Here is a 15,859-nt window from a genome sequence, read left to right as displayed (position 1 = left end):
TCCCCTGAATGAGTAATAGCGCAGCCCTGGTGGAAACTTGCTACGGTCCGGTCAGCACGCAAGTGCTGGAACGGGCGAAAGCTATCCGCCTGCTGATTTGCGATGTAGATGGCGTGATGTCTGATGGCCTGATCTACATGGGAAATCAGGGAGAAGAGCTGAAAAGTTTTAACGTTCGCGACGGTTACGGTATCCGCTGCCTGCTGACTTCGGACATCGAGGTCGCGATTATTACAGGCCGCAATGCGAAATTACTGGAAGATCGCGCTGAAACCCTCGGTATACGCCACTTGTACCAGGGACAATCGGATAAGCTTTTGGCCTTCCGCGAACTGTTAGATACACTGTCTTTGCGGGCCGAAGAAGTGGCCTACATCGGTGATGACCTGATCGACTGGCCGGTTATGGCTGAAGTTGGTCTTTCCGTGGCCGTTCAGGACGCGCATCCCATCTTGTTGCCGAAAGTGCATTATGTCACCCGAATTGCCGGCGGACGTGGTGCAGTACGCGAATTGTGCGATTTGATTTTACTGGCACAGGGTAAGCTGGAGGACGCCAAAGGGCTGTCGATATGAGTAAAACAAGACTTTGGATTATTCTGGCGCTGACAGCCATCGTTCTGGTGCTGATCGGCTGGTCAATGTCTGACAACAGCGATGACGTCCAGCCGGCGGTCAACGATCAGGATCCGACCTACCAGAGCTCCCACACCGTCACGATGGTGTACGATCCGCTGGGTAGCCTGACGTATAAACTGGTTTCAGATCAGGTGAAATATTACACCACTGATCAGGTGACATGGTTTACCAATCCGGTAGCGACCATGTACGACAAAAACAAAGTCCCGACGTGGGTGCTGCATTCTGACAAGGCCAAGCTGACTCAGGATAAAATGCTGTATCTTTACGGGCATGTGCAGGCAGACAGCCTGACACCTGAGACTTCTCAGTTGCAAAGAATCAAAACGGACAATGCACGGGTTAACCTGACGACACAGGACGTTGCCTCAGATGATGAAGTAACGCTTTATGGCACAGGTTTTACATCTAACGGCATGAAAATGCGTGGTAATCTGCGTGATAAAACAGCAGAGCTGATCGAAAAGGTAACGACCTCTTATGAAATTCAAAGCAAAAAATAAAATCCGTAATCTCCTGATCGTCAGCTCATTGTTAGCCGTCAGCGTTCCGGCATTCGCCCTGAAAGATGACACGACCAAACCGATTACCATTGATTCGGCTAATCAGGCGCTGGACGTGAACACCAATACCGCGACCTTTACCGGTAATGTGGTGGTAAACCAGGGCACGATCCAGGTTAAAGCGGACAAAGTTGTCGTCATCCGCCCGCAAGGCGTTTCCGGCAAAGAAGTGGTTGAAGGTTACGGTAACCCGGTGACCTTCTATCAGATGCAGGACAACGGCAAGCCGGTAAAAGGCCATGCGCAGAAAGTCCGCTATGAAGTGGAAAACGATCTGGTGACCCTAACCGGTAACGCTTACCTTGAACAGCTCGACAGCAACGTGAAAGGCGACCGTATTACGTATTTGGTGCAGAAACAGCAAATGGAAGCCTTCAGTGATAAAGGCAACCGTGTGACGACCGTTCTGGTTCCTTCGCAGCTGCAACAGAAAACACCTGCAGCGGCGGGCCAGCCGACCAAAAAGAGTAACTGATTTTTATGGCTAAATTAATCGCAGAGAATCTGGCAAAAGCCTACAAAGGCCGCAAGGTCGTTGAAGATGTCAGCCTGATGGTCAACTCCGGCGAAATCGTCGGGTTATTAGGGCCAAACGGTGCCGGTAAAACCACGACCTTCTACATGGTCGTTGGCATCGTGCAGCGTGATGCAGGCCGTATTATCGTCGATGACGAAGACATCAGCTTGTTGCCATTGCATACCCGCGCCCGTCGCGGTATTGGCTATCTTCCTCAGGAAGCGTCCATTTTCCGCCGCCTCAGCGTGTTTGATAACCTGATGGCCGTGTTGCAGATCCGCGACGATCTGAACAAAGAACAGCGTAACGATCGCGCCAATGAACTGATGGAAGAGTTCCATATTTCTCATTTGCGCGATAACCTCGGTCAGTCACTGTCCGGTGGTGAACGCCGTCGTGTTGAAATCGCCCGCGCGCTGGCGGCGAACCCTAAATTCATTCTGCTGGATGAACCGTTCGCCGGTGTTGACCCGATTTCAGTTATCGACATCAAAAAAATCATTGAGCATTTGCGTGACAGTGGCCTCGGCGTACTGATCACCGACCATAACGTTCGCGAAACGCTCGACGTGTGTGAACGCGCTTACATCGTCAGTCAGGGCAAGTTAATCGCCCACGGCACGCCAGCCGATATTCTTGCTGATGAACAAGTTAAACGCGTTTATCTTGGTGAAGAATTCCGTCTGTGATCTGTGCCGCCGGAACCGTGCCTGTTTCGCCTTAAAATGAAACAGGCCGTCTCTGACAGAAGTGTTGCCGTTTTCACTCATCAACGGAAATAAAGCCAAGATATGAAGCAAGGTTTGCAACTCAGATTCAGCCAACAACTGGCAATGACTCCACAGTTACAACAGGCCATCCGCCTGTTGCAATTGTCCACGCTTGAGCTCCAACAGGAGATCCAACTCGCGCTGGAGAGCAACCCTCTGCTGGAACAAACCGACCTTCATGAAGAAATCGACTCGGTAGAAGCCACCGACAGCGAAGGGTTAGATACCCGCGAAGCACTCGAGCAAAAAGACATGCCCGAAGAGCTGCCGCTGGATGCGACCTGGGATGAAATCTATACCGCGGGCACGCCTTCCGGCACCGGTAATGATTACAGCGACGACGAGCTGCCGATTTATCAGGGTGAAACCACCCAGACCCTTCAGGATTACCTGATGTGGCAGGTCGAGCTGACGCCGTTCTCAGATACTGATGCGGCGATTGCGACGTCCATTGTCGATGCGGTCGATGACACCGGTTACCTCACCGTTTCTCTTGACGACATTCTGGAAAGCATCGGGGATGAAAACGTCACGATGGACGAAGTGGAAGCCGTGCTCAAACGCGTACAGCGTTTTGACCCGGTCGGCGTGGCCGCGCGCGACCTGCGCGACTGCCTGCTGATCCAGCTTTCCCAGTATGTGACCGACACGCCTTTCATCACCGAAGCCCGTCTTATCATCAGCGAACATCTGGATTTGCTGGCGAACCATGATTTCCGCGCACTTATGCGATCAACCCGGTTAAAAGAAGATACACTGAAAGGAGCGATGCTCCTGATCCAGTCTCTTGATCCGCGTCCGGGCCAGTCGATCAATACCGGCGAATCCGAATACGTGATCCCGGATGTGCTGGTGCGCAAAGTGTCAGGAGTCTGGACGGTTGAACTCAATTCGGACAGCATTCCGCGTCTGAAGATTAACCAGCAGTACGCCGCGATGGGGAATTCCGCACGCAGCGACAGCGACGGGCAGTTTATCCGCAGCAACCTGCAGGAAGCCAAATGGTTAATCAAAAGCCTGGAAAGCCGTAACGACACGCTGTTGAAAGTCACGCGCTGTATCGTTGAGCAGCAGCAGGCGTTCTTTGAACTGGGTGAAGAATTTATGAAACCTATGGTGCTGGCTGATATCGCCAGCGCCGTAGAAATGCACGAATCGACGATTTCACGCGTCACGACGCAGAAGTTTCTGCACAGCCCGCGTGGCATTTTCGAACTGAAGTATTTCTTTTCCAGCCATGTCAGTACAGACAGCGGCGGCGAGGCATCGTCAACCGCCATCCGGGCGCTGGTGAAGAAATTAATCGCAGCGGAGAATCCTGTAAAACCGCTCAGTGACAGTAAGTTAGCGACCCTGCTTTCCGATCAGGGAATTATGGTTGCACGACGAACCGTCGCCAAATACCGAGAGTCTTTGTCCATCCCGCCCTCAAACCAACGTAAACAGTTAGTTTGACCTCAACAGAGAAGGAAGACATTATGCAGCTCAACATTACCGGACATCACATTGAGATCACGGATCCCCTGAGAGAGTTCATCACGTCGAAGCTGGCCAAGCTTGAGCAGTATTTCGACAGGATTAATCAGGTGTATGTGGTGTTGAGCGTGGAAAAGGTGCAAAAAGTTGCCGAAGCGACTTTGCATGTGAATGGAGGCGAGTTACATGCCACCTCGGAACATCAGGATATGTACGCAGCGATTGACGGACTGGTTGATAAACTGGCCCGCCAGCTGAATAAACATAAAGACAAACTGAAACAGCACTGACATTCATGTAGCCAACCCTGTGCTACAAACCTTCGGGCATCGGCTTGTGACCTTCGGGAAACGAGCCGATATAGCTTTAAGGGTGAAACAGCGCAAAAGTGAAAGATGACATGATCAACGATATAGCAATGCAATTAACGTCGGTGCTTAATGCCGAATGCACCAAAAGCGGCGTTCATTGCGCCAGCAAAAAACGCGCACTGGAAATCATCAGCGAACTGGCAGCCAGACAACTTAATTTGTCGCCACAGGTGATTTTCGACGCTATTTTGACCCGTGAACGTATGGGCAGCACCGGGATCGGTGCCGGGATCGCCATCCCGCACGGTAAGCTGGAAGAAGATACGTTACGTGCCGTCGGCGTGTTCATTCAGCTGGAACAACCGATCGCTTTTGATGCCATCGATAATCAGCCGGTAGACTTACTTTTTGCCTTGCTGGTACCGGCAGATCAATGTAAAACCCATTTACATACATTATCTTTGGTGGCTAAGAAATTAGCTGATAAAACAGTGTGTCGCCGCCTTCGTGGTGCGCAGAGCGATGAAGAACTGTTCCAGATAATGACTGAAAACGATTAAATTGCTGATTCCCGGTACGGTGCCGGGAAAATGAATTCTGAACACTGAATGCCAGGGGAGTGACACCATGGTGCTGATGATTGTCAGCGGCCGTTCCGGTTCCGGGAAATCGGTTGCCCTACGGGCATTGGAAGACATGGGTTTTTACTGTGTGGATAACCTGCCGGTGGTGTTATTGCCGCAGCTTGCCCAGACCCTCGTTGAACGTAATACGTCAGCGGCCGTCAGCATTGACGTGCGTAACATGCCGGAAACCCCGGAAGTTTATGAGTACGCGATGTCACAACTGCCGGAGAGCTTCTCACCGCAGCTGTTGTTCCTTGACGCCGACCGCAACACGCTGATCCGCCGCTACAGCGACACCCGTCGTCTGCACCCGCTTTCCAGCAAAAATCTCTCCCTCGAAAGTGCCATTGATGAAGAAGCCGATCTGCTCGAGCCTCTGCGTTCGTCTGCTGATCTCATCATCGACACGTCCGAAATGTCCGTTCACGAACTGGCAGAAATGCTGCGTACCCGCCTGCTGGGTAAACGCGAACGTGAACTGACGATGGTCTTCGAATCCTTTGGTTTCAAACACGGCATTCCGATTGATGCTGATTACGTATTCGATGTACGCTTCCTGCCGAACCCGCACTGGGATCCGAAACTACGTCCGATGACCGGCCTAGACAAACCGGTGGCGGCGTTCCTCGACCGTCATACCGAAGTGCACAACTTTATCTACCAGACCCGCAGCTACCTTGAACAATGGCTGCCGATGCTGGAAACCAACAACCGCAGCTATCTGACCGTCGCCATTGGTTGTACCGGCGGTAAGCACCGTTCGGTGTATATCGCAGAGCAACTGGCCGACTATTTCCGTTCCCGCGGGAAGAACGTGCAATCCCGCCATCGCACGCTGGAAAAACGTAAATCATGACGGTAAAACAAACGGTAGAAATCAAAAACCGGTTAGGGATGCATGCCCGTCCGGCGATGAAGTTATTTGAACTGGTGCAGAGCTTTGAATCAGAAGTGATGCTGCGCAACGGCACAGGCATTGAAGCGGAAGCCAGCAGCGTGATCGCGCTGCTGATGCTCGATTCCCCGAAAGGTCAGAAAATCGAAATCGAAGCCACCGGGCCAGATGAAGAACAGGCTCTCAGCGCCGTCGTAAATCTGATTAATTCAGGTTTTGACGAAGACTAATAATTGAAGCACTATTTGAGCCGTATTAAATGCGGCTTAAACAGTCGATTGCAATGGCCTTGAAGCTTTCAAAATTCTCACTGCTCAGCAAACGGCTCATTGAGCGTTCCCGCACAAACGTCACGAACAAATCGTAAATCGCCATCGCTTCTTCGTAATCCGCCTTGCTGATCGCCAGCAGAAAAATCACGTGCGCGGTTTCCCCTTCTCCCCAGGCAATGCCCTGCGGCGAAAGCAACGTAATCACCACGGTTTTCTTCGCCAGCAGTCCCAGCGAGTGCGGCAGCGCAATCCCTTCGCCCAGCATGGTCGAGACAATCTCTTCACGCTCGACCACCGACGGGTAAAACGCCTGATCGACATATCCTTCTTCTTCCAGCTGTGAACACACATGGCGGAACAACTCGCCCTGCGTCATCGGTTCGTTGACGATCATGAAGTGCTTTTCGTCGAAGAATTTTTCCAGCATATAAGGCCGTGTGCGGTCGACCAGCACCAGCTTGCCGAGCTGTTCCATCTGGTATTCGGTCGGAAACGGCGACAACACCACCACCGGCTTATTCTTCTCGGTAATGCGGGCGTTGGAAATAATAAAATCTTCGTCGATATGCTCCAGCTGCTCGTAATCACGCAGCGAAACCACCTGTTTCATCACCAGTTGCGGATACTTACGGTTAATCTGCGCCTGGATCATGCGGATGGTTGAATTGCCGGTGTCGCACACCAGCATCACCTGCGGATGCCGCTGGTAGCCGATATTGTAATGCCGCTCCAGCCCGACGCCGATATGCAGCACCAGAAAACCAATCTCGTTTTCACTCAGCGTATACGGCGTGTATTTTCCCCAGCTGGAGACCGCCGCCAGCGTGACGTCATAGGCCATCGGGTAATGCTGTTTGATATTGTTCAGCAGCGGATTCGGGATATTTATCTGATATTTCACCCGGGTAATCATGGTCTTAATGTGCGTCAGCAGGTCAGCACGCAGCTGCTTATCGCCCTGCAAATCATAGTTATAGTGCGAATTGATATACGACAGAATGTAATCGACCAGCGCTTCGTCATCGTCGGCGTTAATGTCGGTCGGCAGGATTTGCTGCACGCGGCGCGCGGCGATATTCACCCGCAGATAAGCTTCCTCAGAGGCAGGAATTTCCTTGCCGACGAGATTTCTGAGCTCAGCCGCCAGTCGTACGGAAACCTGCTTCACCGCCGGGTCACCGTCTTCCGCATCAAAATCGGTCAGCGGGTAACCGCCGGTAATGCGCTTAATCGCCACCGCGCAGTACAAAATCAGATACTGCTCGCCCTCATCGGTCAGCTGAACAGAAGACTGCGTCAGCACCTGATGCATAAAGCGTGTCAGCGGGACCAGCGCTTCCGGCTCCAGACTTTCCGCCTTCAGCAGCGGATTCGCCTGTTCCTCGGCATCCAGCTGGAACAGCAGATCGGTCAGACAGGCGCGGATCGCCAGTTCTGCACCGAACAGTTTCATGCCGTAGCGCGGCTTGGTTTCGATATTCAGGTGATAGCGAGCCAGATGCTCCCTCACCTCAGCCATATCATTTTGCAGGGTTCCCCGGCTGACAAACCATTCATCGGCCAGATCTTCCAGCTTCAATGAAAAAGCTGAGGTCAAAAAGCGGATCAGCAACGTTTTCACCCGCTCAGCGGCAGTGCGCGGCGTCGGATTCGGTTTGCGTTGCGTCGATTGCTGTAACGTTGAGAAAAGCGTCTGATCGTCAATCCGCAGCTGATACCCGCTGCCACGGCTGTGAACAAAGGTCGCGCCAAAATCGGCGATGATTTCATTCAGCGCAGTAATATCGGCACGCACCGTGCGCGTCGACACAGACAGACGTTTTGCCAGCTCATCCTGAGGAAGGGTTTCGGTTTGCAGCGCATCAAACAGTTGCGCCAGACGTTGATTGGGAAATCTCACCATTGTTCTTCCATATTATTGCGGATACTCCCTCTGCGCAGTCACCGGGAAAGTTTCCACGCAGAAGGTTTAGTTCAGACGCAGTACGTTATCAGGGCGCAATCACCATCTGTGACGGACTGCCCACAGCCACATAATCATCAACGAATGACAGTTTGCCGTTTTCGCCAGAAACCTTGAATCTGGTGATGTTATCGCTTCGTTGATTCATTGCGTAAATATATTTGCCGTCCGGTGACAACGTAAGCGTTCGTGGATAATCGCCACGCGTCCAGGTTTCATCACTCCAGGTCATTGCGCCTTCGCCGGTCACGTTAATCTGCGCGATGCTGTTATGCAGGCGGTTCGCTACGTACAGATGCCTGCCGTCTTTGCTCAGCACAATCCCTGCCGCAAAGTTGGTGCCTTTGAAACCGGCCGGCAGCGATGACAGGCTGTGCAGCTCCGTCAGCGTGCCTTTGGTGGTATCAAAGCGATAACTGGTCAGGGTCGACGCTTCCTCGTTGATCAGGAAAACCACTTTGCCGTTCGGATGGAACACAAAATGGCGCGGTCCTGCACCTGCTGAAGAGGCCTTGATGAACGGCGGATCGTTGGCTTCCAGCACGCCGGTTTCGCTGTTGAGTTTCCACTGATAGATCCGGTCAAGCCCGAGATCGGTGGAGAACACAAATTTGCCGGAAGGATCGGTGGCGATCATGTGCGCGTGCGGCCCGTTATGGTCGCTGATGGCAAAACTACCCTCCGCCGCCGCTGCCGGTTTGCCTGCCCCCGCCGGACCGGAATCCTGCTGGCGGTGGCTGGCTTCACTCAGCTTTCCGCTGGCATCCACCGGGAACACCGCCACCACGCCGCTGATGTAGTTCGCCACCAGCAAATAATCACCTTTTGGCGTCAGCGACAAATACACCGGCCCTGCACCCTGTGAATCCACCTGGTTAATCAGCGTCAGGCTGCCGTCTTCCGGCGCAATGCGGTAGGCCGCCACAGCGCCATGTTTGCCGCCGTTGTAATTATCAATTTCACTGCCGATAAACAGCGTTTTACCGTCGTGGCTGAGTACCATCTGCGCCTGATTCGGCAGCTGGCTGGCGAGCGTTTTATCACTCAGCGCGCCGGTTTTCGGATCGAGTTTAAAGCGGTAGACACCTTCCCCGTTCGGGTTGTAGGTGCCGACGTAAGCAAAATAAGGAGTCGTCGGAGTCATTGTTTTTTCTGCTGCATAGAGCGGCATGGCAGACACTGCCAGCATCGCGGAGGTTAAACCTGAAATCAGAAACCAGTTTCTCATACATTTCCTCAGAATTTGGGATATCAGACAAACGAGAGAACCCTGCACCCGCTCAGTCGCTGAGAGATGCAGGGTGTTTAACCGCGCAGACGGCTTACCGCGCAGGAAAGGTCAGAACCCTCAGCCCAGCAGCTTTTTGACGCTGGCCAGCAGGGTTTTCACATCTTCAGGACGGGTGTTACCCGATGCGCTGTCGATGATTGAGCTGTAAATATGCGGGATGATTTTGGTCACGCCCGCCGACAGCGCGATTTCCATAATCGGCTCGAAGTTTTCTAAATCGATGCCGCCGGTCGGTTCCAGCCAGAAATCCTGTTCCCCACAGGCTCGGGCCACGGCAGCGAATTCATCGCGGGTTTTCAGGCCGCCCATCGGGAAATATTTCACCGAGCTGCCGCCCATATCTTTCAGCAGTGCAATGGCGGTTTCCACCGGCACAATGGCGTCCGCAGAAGCAGAACTCAGTGGTCCGGTATTGATCTTCACAAAGCCGGGTTTACCGGTCGGTGAAATCAGACCGTTGACCACGCTGTCGTTTTGCCCAAGCATTCCACGGCTGGTACCGACGCCGGTAAAGACCTGATTGACGTGCTGCGGCTGAACCTGCGCAGAAATCTGGCTGACCATCAGCGACTGACGTGGATCGCCCGCGCCCAGACCGACGGACAACGCGTTTTCAATCAGAGCGGCATACTCTTTCATGTCCGCCACTGCGCTCGCGACATCCGGATAATTTTTGGAAAGCACGCCGACCAGCACATGACCTTCTGCCGCTTCGTAGATGTCACGGGCATTGTCTTTCGAGCCCGCCAGCACATTCAGGCACACGCGGTCACGGTAGAAATTTGGGGTCAGCTTCATGCTTTCTCTCCGCTAAAAAGTTGTTTAAAACGTTGTGCGACGACGGCGAGTTGCGGTGGCGTCACGCTGCGCACATCGACTTCAATCTTGCCTTCGTTGGCGCGGTAGCCACGGAAATAAATCGCGATATCGCCGTTTTTCATGGCGTCCACAATGTCTTTGGTTTCCCAGCCCAGCACCGCTTCATCGAAAGTGATTTCCGTGCGGGCGATATCACGTCCTGCACTGTCCCAGACTACGCGACCGGTAACGCCGTTGATTTCATTCAGGCTGGCGATAAATGGCGTCATCTTGTCGACCATTTCCTGCCCGGTGGTTTTCGGCAGCGTGATGTAGCTTTCGATCGCCTGCGTCAGGCCAAGAATGCCTTCTTTGCCGACTTTCATCGCGCGACCAATCCCGCCCGATTGCAGTTTTACCCATTCGACGTACTGTTTTTTGCCGAGCACCAGACCGCTGGTTGGCCCTTCAATGGCTTTCGCGCCGCTGTAAATCACCAGATCTGCGCCCATCTCGTAGTAGCAGGTCAGGTCTTCTTCTGCGGCAGCATCGACGATCAGCGGCAGATTATGCGCACGCGCCACTTCAGCAGCTTCCGCAACGGACAGAATGCTTTTCTGCACTGAGTGGTGCGATTTGATGTACATGATGGCGGCGGTACGCGGCGTGATGCAGGCAGCAAGCTGCGCGGCAGAACATTCATTGGCGTAACCGGCTTCCACCACTTTGCCGCCGCCCATGGTGACCATCGTGCCCACCGGCGCACCGTAATTCACGTTATGGCCTTTTGGCAGCACGATATCGTGCGGGATGTCCAGCGGTGCGGCGTGCAGGTTTTCCAGCAGCCACGCATCATCTTTGACGATCACCGCCGCTACGGACTGCGCGATCCCGGCGGAAGCACAGGACACCACCACGGCGTTTTCTACGTTCAGCAGTTTCGCAATGTAAGCGCCGGTTTTATTCACCAGATCTTTCATCTCGAAGTAATGATTCAGACCGGTATTCACTACCGCGGCGACTTCCTCGCGCGGCGTGGAAACGCCCAGCGCCGTCATACGACCAGATGCGTTAATAACCTTTTTTAAATCATATTTTTCATATAACGATTGTTCAGAAGACATGAGCAGATTTCCCTTCTTCGGTTAACAGGGTGACGCCCGCGACCACAGCGGCCAGAGGCACCAGCAAACTTTCGCCCTTCACGGACTGTCCTTCGGAATCGACAAACACCTGTGGCGCAAAACGCTGCTCGAACAGGGTCAGGTCTGCATCAGCGCCGGCTTCCAGGCGGCCTTTAGCCGGCAGGCGCAGCGCGTCAGCGGCGTGTGAGGTGACGCAGTCAATCACCTGCGTCAGGGTCATACCGACGCTAAAGAACTTCGACATGACGGTCGCCAGGCTATGCACCGGGCCGTTCATACGGTTACGGCAGTAAATATCGGAACTGATGGTGTGCGGCAAAATGCCCTGCTTAATGGCCAGTTCCGCCACGTCGAAACTGAAACTCGCGGTGCCGTGACCGACATCCAGCAATACGCCGCGGCTCAGCGCACGTTTAATGGAATCGCGCAGCACGCCTTCCGGCGAGAGAATGCGGTTCGGTTTGCCGTTGTAGCAGTGGGTGATAATGTCGCCCGACGTCAGCAAATCCGCGATCTCATCGAGGTTCGGCGGGTTATTACCGATATGCACCATCAGCGGCAGGTCGTCGTTTTCCTGCTGAATTTCTTTTGCGCGCACCAGTGGCTTGATGCCGTTCTGGCCGACCACGCTGCTGCTCATGCGCGCTTTAATACCGATGATAAAACCGGGATTTCGCGCGATGGCGTCACGCACGCCGACTTTGTCGATCTGCGTCATATCCGCCAGTTCGTTCTGCGTGACAATGCCGGTGCGGGCGATATTCAGAAACGCGTAGACGTTGGTTTTCGCCGCACGGGTTATCTGATAGAAATCGTCGACATCATTCGCGCCGGTGCTGCCGGCATCCGCCACAGTGGTGACACCACAGGCGACGCCAATCAGATCGGCGTCGTCATGATAAATCGGCGATTTGGGGTAACAGTGAACGTGGGAGTCAATCCAGCCTGCGCTGGCATAAACCTTGCCCTGAAGATTGAGAGTCTGGCGGGCAGTGGCATCGGCTGCCAGCGTGCCAATGGCGGCGAATTTGCCGTCCTGAATTGCAATATCAGTCAGGCTGCCGTCTGTGCGTAATGCCTGCCGGATGATTAAGTCATACATACGACGTTCTCCATAATCCGGGCGTCAGGAATATTCCCGACGCCCGCTTTACTGCTGATTTGCTTCTATGTTGCTGTTCTTACAATGAAACCGGGAAGATAGCGCCCAGGATCATGGCACCCAGGATCGCCCCCCCGGTGATAGGCTTCTGCCACAGATAGAAACCCAGTGCGCCGAGCAGTGAACCCAGACCGATCGGAATCGAGGCCGCCATCGCTGACAGGATAATCAACGGCCCGAGGAAGCGGCCGGAGGCATTACCCGCGCCCATCATCACGTCAGCGCCGTAGGTTGAATTGCTCTGATTGATGGTGAATTTACGCGCCAGAATGATGATGTAACCAACGGCTAAACCGAGGATCAGGCCGGTGACCAGCGAAGCGGCGAAGTTCGCCACCGGGAAAATAAACCCTGCACCCAGCAGCATCGCCGGAACGCCCAGACCAATACCGGTCTGGATTGCGCCGCCGATATCGAGAATACCGACCAGTGAACCTTCGATGATGCGGGCAAACAGGAAGCTGGCACCGAAGGCCGCCACTGCGCCGTACACACCGGTGTCCATGCCCGAGCGCAACATCGACACAAACGCCACTTCGTTAAATGCGCCGATGCCGTACAGGTAATACATGTGTGTCCCGGCGAAAACGCCGGAAGACAGCAGTCCGACAAAAATCGGGAACGACCACTCGGCGTACCAGAAACCACGTTTGGCTTGTTCTTCCATTGTCATGCTCCCTTACTTACCGCTGAGTGAATTGTGAATGCCGTTCAGCCATGTCGGGACGTCCAGCATGAATGACTGCAACAGTTTGACGTCGAAACCACGGAAGAAACCGCTGAGGACGAACAGCGCGATAATCGCCGCCATCATCACTTTGGTCACGTGGTTCCAGCCGCTTTCTTCGACGCCTTTACCGATCAGGATACCCAGCACCAGACCCGGTACGGCGTTACCCATGATCATCTGCGCCAGACCGCCAAAAATGGTGGCCCAGAAACCGGAACGACGCCCTGCATCAATCGCCGCCAGCCAGAAAATCACCGGCATGACAGTGTTCACCAGCAGGTTGGCCGCCGGTACCAGCACTTTAATCGCGGTAACCTGTAACGCCGGAGGAACGGCGGACGCGGTGGTGTTGAGGAAGGCCACCACAATCATGCCGATGATGCCGCCGGCAATCGCCATCTTGCGTGGATCATGCATGGTTTCGGCGACATTGCGGTTTTTGAACATCAGCGCCGCGGTAGCCCAGTGAGGGATAATGCGGTGGTCAACGTCCTGCGTGAAAGAACCTGCTGCAACGGAAGATGCCCAGGCGTTAAAGAAGAAGCCCAGACCGAATGAGAAATGCGAAGCCGGATCGCCTTCACAGGAGTTTAATTCCCCAAGCGTACGAAAAGCCCCCATTCCTTGCACGGTTGGCGCATGGAACATACGTGCGGCACCCGCACCTACACCCACGCCAACCAGTCCGCCGATAATAAGCGACTTAAATAAAATAATTAAAAACATCAGTATATCCTTGTCATTTATAGCTAACGCTTTTATTTCATGACAAAAACTACCTGTTCCGTATTAATAACAGTCAGGTTGACGATAATGTCTAACGCCACGTAATAACTCTTTCTTTCCCTGGCCAGAAAAAAGAACAGAAACTTTTCTCTTTTCACTGACTCTTCTGCTTTTATTACCTTGACGTCCTGCGGTTCAATACGCAGCAAGACATTATTGGCGGAAGATTTGAGAACAGTCCTCTGAACCTGACTCAGTGCGGAAGAAAAGGCGGCAGCCTTATTTTCGCCTTTTCCTTCAACCCGAACTGTCGTGGTTAATTGTTGCTTCATTACGCCTGACCATACTTCTTGTTAAACGCTTCAACCAGACGCTGACCCAGTTCTTCTTTATCCATAAATCCGAACCCTAATACCAGACAGCCTTCGTTAATTGCCGTGACGCCTTCATCCACTGAGCGCATCCCGTACTTGGCTTTATATCCATATTTATTTTGTGCGGTAATCGCACCTGCGCCGCCACTGCCGCAGAAGGAAATACCTAAGCTGGCACCTTCTGCTTTCATCACGTCGCCGAGTTTCATATCTGCTGCCATACCCGGGACAACAATGGCTTTGCCACCAGCTGCTTCCACGCCTGCCGCCACTTTCTGGCCTTTACCTAAACGGTCGCCGATCACAACTAATACTTGTCCCATAATTCACATCTCCAGATTAATTAATTCGCGGTATTCTAAAAAAGTTATTTCGGTTCGTTGTCTCTTGCGACTTCAAAATGCACCGAGAGCAAATAGGCTTCCTCAATCGGTAAATTTCCGAACCAGCTGACCACTTCTTCTGCCATTTGCATGGATTCGGCAGAAATCTCATCAAATAAATCTTTTTCGACTTCTGGTAACGGCTCGCCGGTAATGGCGCGTAATACCATGGCTTTTACGTGAGACGTTAACATCTGCAACTGAACATCTGTGGTGTAGATATTCTTCGCGCTTTGCATTGTCTGAATATCTTTTAATACTTGCTCTGTTGTGGCCGGAGCATCTTTCAATTCAATCCGCCCGATCCCTTTCACAGATGCGCTTGCGTTATTCACTCGCGATTACCTCTCTCCTTACCTGACTCACTATTTCAGCCGTTTATTTCGTCTGTCTTTACCCTAACTCCGGGAAGATTTCCTGTGTAGTGGGTCTTTTTCCAGTTCAAAGTGGAAATACGATGAGCTGAGCAGATCCAATTCGCAAAACGGAAAGTTAAGTCGGCATATCACTGAATATTGCTGTCTGTAGCAGCGTATTTCACTGGTAATCGGATTTTTCGCAATGCGGATTAATTCCCTCACAACGCTTTCATTTCCGCTTAAGAGTGCCTAGTATCAAAGAACACATGCAAATCACTGACACCCCTGCGTTAACGCGCGGGGGTGTTATTTTTTGCCGACCGGCACCCCACTCGCATGAAGCGGGTGATGCAAAAGGAACCACGGAGAATGTTATGAGTAAACCGACACTGATCATCAATGAACTTGACGCAGAACGCCTGGACACACTGCTGGCACAACCGGCTTTTGCCAACAGCCCGGTCGCCGACGCACTGAATGAAGAGTTGGATCGCGCAGAGATTTTGCCACCCGAGCAAATCCCGGCCGACGTGGTTACGATGAACAGCAAGGTTCGCTTTACTGAAGGTAAAGACGGCGAAGAACACATCCGCACGCTGGTGTATCCGGCTGCGCTCAAAGACAGCAACGAGCAACTGTCGGTGATGGCGCCGTTAGGTGCCGCCCTGCTGGGGCTGCGCGTAGGCGGAAGCATCACGTGGGAAATGCCAAATGGCGAGAACAGCCGGATTGAAGTGCTGGAATTGTTGTTTCAGCCGGAAGCGGCTGGGGAGTTGAGACGTTAAGGCAGTTAACTCCTTGTTCTGCGAAGGTTGAAGGCAACGCGCTGAACGGCTCCCTCCCCTGCGAAGGGGAGGGTT

At 53.1% G+C, this 15,859-nt stretch carries 20 protein-coding genes; 10 read left to right on the top strand and 10 right to left on the bottom strand.

The window, feature by feature from the left end; translation table 11 throughout:
* The first annotated feature begins 8 nt into the window (after positions 1-8).
* From kdsC to npr, 9 genes are all read left to right on the top strand, one after another.
* Positions 9-575: a 3-deoxy-manno-octulosonate-8-phosphatase KdsC gene (kdsC, locus tag UC15_RS10390; RefSeq protein WP_112288371.1), complete on the top strand. Its 567-nt coding sequence runs from the start codon at positions 9-11 to the stop codon at positions 573-575.
* Positions 572-1,141, top strand: a complete 570-nt coding sequence (gene lptC, locus UC15_RS10385) for an LPS export ABC transporter periplasmic protein LptC (protein WP_112288370.1) — start codon at positions 572-574, stop codon at positions 1,139-1,141. The genes kdsC and lptC overlap by 4 nt, the downstream gene beginning before the upstream one ends.
* Complete coding sequence (gene lptA, locus UC15_RS10380) at positions 1,119-1,676, top strand: lipopolysaccharide ABC transporter substrate-binding protein LptA (RefSeq protein WP_112288369.1); 558 nt, start codon at positions 1,119-1,121, stop codon at positions 1,674-1,676. Before lptC ends, lptA begins: the two co-directional genes overlap by 23 nt.
* 5 nt (positions 1,677-1,681) lie before the next feature.
* On the top strand, positions 1,682-2,407 hold the full coding sequence (gene lptB, locus UC15_RS10375; protein WP_112288368.1) for an LPS export ABC transporter ATP-binding protein: 726 nt from the start codon (positions 1,682-1,684) through the stop codon (positions 2,405-2,407).
* Between the two features lie 102 nt (positions 2,408-2,509).
* Entirely contained in the window at positions 2,510-3,943 is a 1,434-nt protein-coding gene (rpoN, locus tag UC15_RS10370; RefSeq protein WP_112288367.1) for an RNA polymerase factor sigma-54, read from the top strand.
* A gap of 23 nt (positions 3,944-3,966) precedes the next feature.
* Positions 3,967-4,254 (top strand): ribosome hibernation promoting factor, encoded by a 288-nt coding sequence (hpf, locus tag UC15_RS10365; RefSeq protein WP_013577259.1) that lies wholly within the window; start codon positions 3,967-3,969, stop codon positions 4,252-4,254.
* A 98-nt stretch (positions 4,255-4,352) separates the two neighbouring features.
* The gene (ptsN, locus tag UC15_RS10360) at positions 4,353-4,835 is read left to right on the top strand and encodes a PTS IIA-like nitrogen regulatory protein PtsN (protein WP_181955558.1); all 483 of its coding nucleotides are present in this window, start codon (positions 4,353-4,355) and stop codon (positions 4,833-4,835) included.
* 67 nt (positions 4,836-4,902) lie between these two features.
* Positions 4,903-5,757 (top strand): RNase adapter RapZ, encoded by an 855-nt coding sequence (gene rapZ, locus UC15_RS10355; RefSeq protein WP_013577261.1) that lies wholly within the window; start codon positions 4,903-4,905, stop codon positions 5,755-5,757.
* Positions 5,754-6,026 (top strand): PTS phosphocarrier protein NPr, encoded by a 273-nt coding sequence (gene npr / locus UC15_RS10350; protein ID WP_112288366.1) that lies wholly within the window; start codon positions 5,754-5,756, stop codon positions 6,024-6,026. Before rapZ ends, npr begins: the two co-directional genes overlap by 4 nt.
* Before the next feature lie 25 nt (positions 6,027-6,051).
* Here the strand turns inward: npr and UC15_RS10345 are convergent, their stop codons facing one another.
* The 10 genes from UC15_RS10345 to UC15_RS10300 all read right to left on the bottom strand — a co-directional run bounded on the left by UC15_RS10345 (position 6,052) and on the right by UC15_RS10300 (position 14,975).
* Complete coding sequence (locus UC15_RS10345; RefSeq protein ID WP_112288365.1) at positions 6,052-7,971, bottom strand: transcription antiterminator; 1,920 nt, start codon at positions 7,969-7,971, stop codon at positions 6,052-6,054.
* Between the two features lie 88 nt (positions 7,972-8,059).
* Entirely contained in the window at positions 8,060-9,259 is a 1,200-nt protein-coding gene (locus UC15_RS10340) for a lactonase family protein (RefSeq protein ID WP_112288364.1), read from the bottom strand.
* Positions 9,260-9,379: 120 nt separating this feature from the next.
* Complete coding sequence (locus UC15_RS10335; protein ID WP_112288363.1) at positions 9,380-10,120, bottom strand: KDGP aldolase family protein; 741 nt, start codon at positions 10,118-10,120, stop codon at positions 9,380-9,382.
* On the bottom strand, positions 10,117-11,244 hold the full coding sequence (locus UC15_RS10330; RefSeq protein ID WP_112288362.1) for a DgaE family pyridoxal phosphate-dependent ammonia lyase: 1,128 nt from the start codon (positions 11,242-11,244) through the stop codon (positions 10,117-10,119). Before UC15_RS10330 ends, UC15_RS10335 begins: the two co-directional genes overlap by 4 nt.
* The gene (locus tag UC15_RS10325; RefSeq protein WP_112288361.1) at positions 11,234-12,367 is read right to left on the bottom strand and encodes an amidohydrolase/deacetylase family metallohydrolase; all 1,134 of its coding nucleotides are present in this window, start codon (positions 12,365-12,367) and stop codon (positions 11,234-11,236) included. Before UC15_RS10325 ends, UC15_RS10330 begins: the two co-directional genes overlap by 11 nt.
* A 79-nt stretch (positions 12,368-12,446) precedes the next feature.
* Positions 12,447-13,094: a DUF4310 family protein gene (locus tag UC15_RS10320; RefSeq protein ID WP_112288360.1), complete on the bottom strand. Its 648-nt coding sequence runs from the start codon at positions 13,092-13,094 to the stop codon at positions 12,447-12,449.
* 12 nt (positions 13,095-13,106) lie between these two features.
* A complete protein-coding gene (locus UC15_RS10315; RefSeq protein ID WP_056776226.1) occupies positions 13,107-13,883 on the bottom strand; it encodes a DUF4311 domain-containing protein in 777 nt (258 codons plus the stop codon).
* 32 nt (positions 13,884-13,915) lie between these two features.
* Complete coding sequence (locus UC15_RS10310; RefSeq protein WP_112288359.1) at positions 13,916-14,215, bottom strand: DUF4312 family protein; 300 nt, start codon at positions 14,213-14,215, stop codon at positions 13,916-13,918.
* Positions 14,215-14,580 carry an SFCGS family glycine-rich protein gene (locus UC15_RS10305; RefSeq protein ID WP_112288358.1) on the bottom strand — a complete coding sequence of 122 codons (366 nt, stop codon included), beginning with the start codon at positions 14,578-14,580 and terminating at the stop codon, positions 14,215-14,217. Before UC15_RS10305 ends, UC15_RS10310 begins: the two co-directional genes overlap by 1 nt.
* A 44-nt stretch (positions 14,581-14,624) precedes the next feature.
* On the bottom strand, positions 14,625-14,975 hold the full coding sequence (locus tag UC15_RS10300) for a PRD domain-containing protein (RefSeq protein ID WP_112288357.1): 351 nt from the start codon (positions 14,973-14,975) through the stop codon (positions 14,625-14,627).
* Positions 14,976-15,373: 398 nt separating this feature from the next.
* Between UC15_RS10300 and rnk the strand changes: the two genes are divergently transcribed.
* Positions 15,374-15,784: a nucleoside diphosphate kinase regulator gene (gene rnk, locus UC15_RS10295; RefSeq protein ID WP_112288356.1), complete on the top strand. Its 411-nt coding sequence runs from the start codon at positions 15,374-15,376 to the stop codon at positions 15,782-15,784.
* The last annotated feature ends 75 nt before the right edge of the window (positions 15,785-15,859 follow it).

This window comes from Rahnella sp. AN3-3W3, assembly GCF_003263545.1.
GTDB lineage: Bacteria > Pseudomonadota > Gammaproteobacteria > Enterobacterales > Enterobacteriaceae > Rahnella > Rahnella variigena.
This window is presented reverse-complemented; position numbering and strand designations above follow the sequence as displayed.

What these genes read in the sequence shown, in the direction of transcription:
- kdsC (WP_112288371.1), top strand. Translation starts at nt 9, where the DNA reads ATGAGTAATAGCGCAGCCCTGGTGGAAACTTGCTACGGTCCGGTCAGC.
- lptC (WP_112288370.1), top strand. Translation starts at nt 572, where the DNA reads ATGAGTAAAACAAGACTTTGGATTATTCTGGCGCTGACAGCCATCGTT.
- lptA (WP_112288369.1), top strand. Translation starts at nt 1,119, where the DNA reads ATGAAATTCAAAGCAAAAAATAAAATCCGTAATCTCCTGATCGTCAGC.
- lptB (WP_112288368.1), top strand. Translation starts at nt 1,682, where the DNA reads ATGGCTAAATTAATCGCAGAGAATCTGGCAAAAGCCTACAAAGGCCGC.
- rpoN (WP_112288367.1), top strand. Translation starts at nt 2,510, where the DNA reads ATGAAGCAAGGTTTGCAACTCAGATTCAGCCAACAACTGGCAATGACT.
- hpf (WP_013577259.1), top strand. Translation starts at nt 3,967, where the DNA reads ATGCAGCTCAACATTACCGGACATCACATTGAGATCACGGATCCCCTG.
- rapZ (WP_013577261.1), top strand. Translation starts at nt 4,903, where the DNA reads ATGGTGCTGATGATTGTCAGCGGCCGTTCCGGTTCCGGGAAATCGGTT.
- npr (WP_112288366.1), top strand. Translation starts at nt 5,754, where the DNA reads ATGACGGTAAAACAAACGGTAGAAATCAAAAACCGGTTAGGGATGCAT.
- UC15_RS10345 (WP_112288365.1), bottom strand. Translation starts at nt 7,971, where the DNA reads ATGGTGAGATTTCCCAATCAACGTCTGGCGCAACTGTTTGATGCGCTG.
- UC15_RS10340 (WP_112288364.1), bottom strand. Translation starts at nt 9,259, where the DNA reads ATGAGAAACTGGTTTCTGATTTCAGGTTTAACCTCCGCGATGCTGGCA.
- UC15_RS10335 (WP_112288363.1), bottom strand. Translation starts at nt 10,120, where the DNA reads ATGAAGCTGACCCCAAATTTCTACCGTGACCGCGTGTGCCTGAATGTG.
- UC15_RS10330 (WP_112288362.1), bottom strand. Translation starts at nt 11,244, where the DNA reads ATGTCTTCTGAACAATCGTTATATGAAAAATATGATTTAAAAAAGGTT.
- UC15_RS10325 (WP_112288361.1), bottom strand. Translation starts at nt 12,367, where the DNA reads ATGTATGACTTAATCATCCGGCAGGCATTACGCACAGACGGCAGCCTG.
- UC15_RS10320 (WP_112288360.1), bottom strand. Translation starts at nt 13,094, where the DNA reads ATGGAAGAACAAGCCAAACGTGGTTTCTGGTACGCCGAGTGGTCGTTC.
- UC15_RS10315 (WP_056776226.1), bottom strand. Translation starts at nt 13,883, where the DNA reads ATGTTTTTAATTATTTTATTTAAGTCGCTTATTATCGGCGGACTGGTT.
- UC15_RS10310 (WP_112288359.1), bottom strand. Translation starts at nt 14,215, where the DNA reads ATGAAGCAACAATTAACCACGACAGTTCGGGTTGAAGGAAAAGGCGAA.
- UC15_RS10305 (WP_112288358.1), bottom strand. Translation starts at nt 14,580, where the DNA reads ATGGGACAAGTATTAGTTGTGATCGGCGACCGTTTAGGTAAAGGCCAG.
- rnk (WP_112288356.1), top strand. Translation starts at nt 15,374, where the DNA reads ATGAGTAAACCGACACTGATCATCAATGAACTTGACGCAGAACGCCTG.